Raw genomic sequence first — 1394 nt, forward strand, 5'->3', positions numbered from 1 at the left:
AAGCGATGTAATACCGCCACTGTATTTTCAACCAAATCCTCGTAAGCGACCTGCATTATTGGGTTCGGCAATTCGACCGACCAATGGCTCAGCAGGGCCTCATAAAGAGCTATTTCACGACCAATGGCCTCAAGACTCAAGCTATATGCATTATCTTGACGATAAAACTTGAAAAAACAAGCCAAACCTAAATCTTCCAGATCTCTTCGCACAAACACTAAGGGAGCATGTGGAAACAGCCTGGCATAAACACCAAGTGCCAATACATGATCTGGAATGGTTATAACAGTGGGCAGGTGTTTTAAATACTGCTGCAAATGTATCAAATATTCTAGCCGCTCACTAGCGGCGGTTTCCAAGGTGAGTTGCATAGTATAATCCAGCAAGCTTCCACCAGCTTTTAATGCTATACGCCGTTGCACCCAGTCAGTAAAAATTTTGCTCTCACCCAACGCCTGAACCTTGGGGTTACAACTTAACAGGCTTTCTATCAAAGATTTGCCACTACGACTGAAACCCAGAATCATCAAGTGCGGGAATACACCATCATATTCAAGATCTTTATCACAACCGCTATCTACTGACATTATACGAAAGGCTTGCAGGTAACGCAGCAAGCGGTCAGCATCATAATGCCGCTTACTTGAAAATAAACTGTTCGCATGACTCTGATAACCAAAAGCATCAGCAAAGCAGTTTTTTTCATGTGCACAGCAGGCCAGCGCACTATAACCCAAGGCACGTATTTCATCGGCAAACTGATGACTCTCAAGTTTCAGTAACAACTCATGCTCAAACAAGTCATGTCCACCAAAATAAATACCATGTTTTGCAGCTACAAAACAAAGTTCAGGATGATAGGGCGCAAGACTAAACCCCCGACTGAGCACACTACGCATTTCCAGATACTTCTTTTGTGACTCTAGCGCAATAACACAAGTTACATAAGCTTGAACATCTGTTGAATCAAGAGCAATTGCCTGTTGGCTGGCCTGTACCGCATCTTCCCACCGCCCCAATCCAACATAAGCTTTTGCCAACCCAAGAAATAACTCTCCATTGCTAATTTTTGATGCGGCACGCTTCAGGTAATCAATAGCGGCAGTGTACTCATGCAGCTTAAGCTTACACAAACCAATAAGCTGCCACACACGTGCATCTGAAGGATGTTTTCTATTCAGCTGATGACTCAAAGTAAGCGCCGCATCAGCCTGCCCATGATTCAACAAATCAATGGCCCGCAGCAATTCCTTAATTAAAAATTTCACCAGCCACCCCCATTAAACAAGCAAAAGAAAAACCTGAAAAAAAAGCCCGCCCTGCTTGCACAGGACGGGTTTATAAATTTAACACTATAAAATCAAAATATAACAATTACAACTTAGACGAAGATC

General features: G+C 43.0%; 1 protein-coding gene. It reads right to left on the reverse strand.

Annotated elements, in window-relative coordinates; all coding sequences use genetic code 11:
* Positions 1–1268 (reverse strand): tetratricopeptide repeat-containing sulfotransferase family protein (locus tag LZ24_RS16955; protein WP_144686891.1); only part of this gene is annotated, 1268 nt, incomplete at its 3' end.
* Between the last annotated feature and the right edge of the window lie 126 nt (positions 1269–1394).

It is taken from the genome of Desulfobotulus alkaliphilus, assembly GCF_007830435.1.
Classification (GTDB): domain Bacteria; phylum Desulfobacterota; class Desulfobacteria; order Desulfobacterales; family ASO4-4; genus Desulfobotulus; species Desulfobotulus alkaliphilus.